Consider the following 2,500-nt stretch of genomic DNA (forward strand, 5'->3'; position numbering starts at 1 on the left):
TGATTGCCCAGCGCGATCTGGAAATTCGGGGGCCGGGCGAGGTTTTGGGCACACGGCAGACCGGTTTACCTCAATTCAGGGTGGCTGATTTGCTGGCCGATCAGGATTTATTGCCAGCAGTGACGAAGGCAGCTGAAACATTAATCACTCAACATCCTGAAAACGTAGCACCCTTAATTAACCGCTGGTTCGGCACTAAACTGAACTTCGGACAAGTATGAGTTCCAATTTTTTATGATAAAAAGCCAAGCACACTGGCAACCTGCCGCGAATGCAAAGCTGCCAAACGAATTGGCTGGCTGGCTGTCCGATAAAGGTTCGTTAACCTTGCGTCTGCAACAAACCAGTCAGCAGCAGTTCAGTGTGGATTTGCAACAATCCGGTTGGCAGAAACCATTGACTGAGGAGGCTTTGAAGCTTGAGCAACCGTTACATGAACATGCCTATTGTCGTGAGGTGATTTTGCGCGACGGGGATGAAGCCCGTGTCTTCGCCCGTACCATTGTGCCGCGGACCAGTTATCAGGCCTTGCAGGCGCATTTACATATTCATCATCTGGGAAACCGGTCACTGGGTGAAATTCTGTTTACTGATCCGGCAATCAAACGCGGCCCACTTGAAGTGACCAGTCTGCGGGCAGGACACAGCCTGTTTGAACGGGCAAAACACCACGGTATTGAAATGGATGACAAAGCGATTATGTGGGCAAGGCGATCCTGTTTTTATTTTGCTGAGAACAGCTTACTGGTCTGCGAAATGTTTTTACCAAATCAGGATTGGTCGATATGACAAGTTTATGGAGTCGTCTGCAGCCTTACTGGCAACTGACACGAATGAATCGGCCTATTGGTATTTTACTGTTGTTGTGGCCAACATTAACTGCATTATGGATAGCGGCGGGTGGATCACCAGATATCAAGATCCTGCTGATTTTTATCGCTGGGGTAGTGTTGATGCGAGCCGCAGGGTGTGCCATCAATGATTATGCCGATCGGCATATTGATGGTCAGGTGTGGCGCACGGAAAACCGGCCTTTAGCCACCGGTGCATTAACGGCAAAGCAGGCGGTGCTGACATTTGTGACCCTGGCCTTAGTAGCGTTTATTCTGGTGTTGCAGCTAAATAGCTTCACTATCGCACTGTCATTGATTGCGGTTCTGCTGGCTGCGATTTATCCCTTTATGAAACGCTTTACCTATCTGCCACAGCTGGTATTGGGCATGGCGTTTGGCTGGGCGATTCCGATGGCGTTTGCCGCTCAGACCAATACATTACCAAGTATTGTCTGGTGGTTGTTTGTGGCCAATATTGTGTGGACCACCATGTACGACACTTTTTACGCAATGGCCGATCGTGAAGATGATCTGCAAGCCGGGGTGAAATCAACCGCGATTTTATTCGGTAAAAATGACTTGTTGATTCAAGCATTATTACAACTTGGTTTTTTGCTGATCATGCTCCTGATAGGTCTGCAATTGCAGCTGAGCATGGTGTTTTACCTGGGCTTATTGATAGCGACTATGCTGTTTATTTATCAATTACGCCTGAGCAAAGATCGTGAGCGAAATGCCTGTTTACAAGCCTTTCTGAATAATAACTGGGTAGGCGCGGTGGTGTTTTTCAGTATTGTTCTGCATTACAGTCTGGTTTAATTGATGGCGAGATATTGCTATTCGGTTTTTCTGCTGGTTTGCTTATCTTTTTCGGTCGGTGCCACCGAGATTTATCAATGGAAAGATGAAAGCGGTCGGCAAATTTTCTCAGATCAACCGGTTGACCCGGCTGCTGAGGTTCTCGATCTTCAACCCAATTCCAATCGTTATTTATTTAATGTAAAACGGGTTTATGACGGGGATACACTGGTACTGGAAAATAATGAACGGGTCAGGTTACTGAGTATCAATACGCCGGAAATCAGTTCACGGCACCGCGAAGCCGAACCCGGTGGTATCGCAGCCAGGGACTGGTTAAGAAATCAGTTAAAACAGGGGCAGGTCTATCTGCAATATGATGCTGAAAAACGTGATCGTTATGATCGTCTGTTGGCTTATGCCTGGACACCGGAAGGTGACTTTATTAACGAAAAACTGTTGCAACAGGGTCTGGCAGCACTGACTTTGCAGCCACCTAATTTACACTATGCAGACCAGTTGATAGCAGCCCAAGAACAAGCTTTAGAACAGAAAAAAGGCATATGGGCGGATAAACAATATCAACCTCGTAAAGTGTCAACGATTAATGAAACGGCCTATCGAGGCTGGCAACGCTGGCGATTAACGGCCAAATCAAAATCACAAACCCGGGATTACTGGGTATTAAAGGTCAACAACACGGTAAGCCTGCGTATTGCCAAAAAACAGCAGACCCTGTTTCCGCCATTAGAAGACTATTTGAACAAGCCTCTGGAAGTCCATGGCTGGATGTCGAAACGGGGTGATCAATACAGTATGTATATAAAGCATCCCAGTGCAATCAAGCTATTGGATTAAAGATTTATTCG

General features: G+C 46.8%; 3 protein-coding genes and 1 pseudogene. All 4 read left to right on the top strand.

Translation table 11 applies throughout. The annotated features are described in order from the left end of the window. Positions 1-221, top strand: a pseudogene (locus B3O33_RS10590) (ATP-dependent DNA helicase RecG); the annotation flags it as partial. Between the two features lie 13 nt (positions 222-234). Then, positions 235-789: a chorismate--pyruvate lyase family protein gene (locus tag B3O33_RS10595; RefSeq protein WP_292362233.1), complete on the top strand. Its 555-nt coding sequence runs from the start codon at positions 235-237 to the stop codon at positions 787-789. Continuing rightward, complete coding sequence (gene ubiA / locus B3O33_RS10600; RefSeq protein ID WP_292362234.1) at positions 786-1,652, top strand: 4-hydroxybenzoate octaprenyltransferase; 867 nt, start codon at positions 786-788, stop codon at positions 1,650-1,652. The genes B3O33_RS10595 and ubiA overlap by 4 nt, the downstream gene beginning before the upstream one ends. Positions 1,653-1,655: 3 nt before the next feature. Next, positions 1,656-2,489, top strand: coding sequence for a thermonuclease family protein (locus B3O33_RS10605; protein ID WP_292362235.1), 834 nt, complete (start codon positions 1,656-1,658; stop codon positions 2,487-2,489). Positions 2,490-2,500: the final 11 nt, after the last annotated feature.

The organism is Methylophaga sp. UBA1464, assembly GCF_002325665.1.
Classification (GTDB): domain Bacteria; phylum Pseudomonadota; class Gammaproteobacteria; order Nitrosococcales; family Methylophagaceae; genus Methylophaga.

Excerpts from the sequence above, each read along its gene's own strand:
- B3O33_RS10595 (WP_292362233.1), top strand. The coding sequence starts at position 235 with ATGATAAAAAGCCAAGCACACTGGCAACCTGCCGCGAATGCAAAGCTG.
- ubiA (WP_292362234.1), top strand. The coding sequence starts at position 786 with ATGACAAGTTTATGGAGTCGTCTGCAGCCTTACTGGCAACTGACACGA.
- B3O33_RS10605 (WP_292362235.1), top strand. The coding sequence starts at position 1,656 with ATGGCGAGATATTGCTATTCGGTTTTTCTGCTGGTTTGCTTATCTTTT.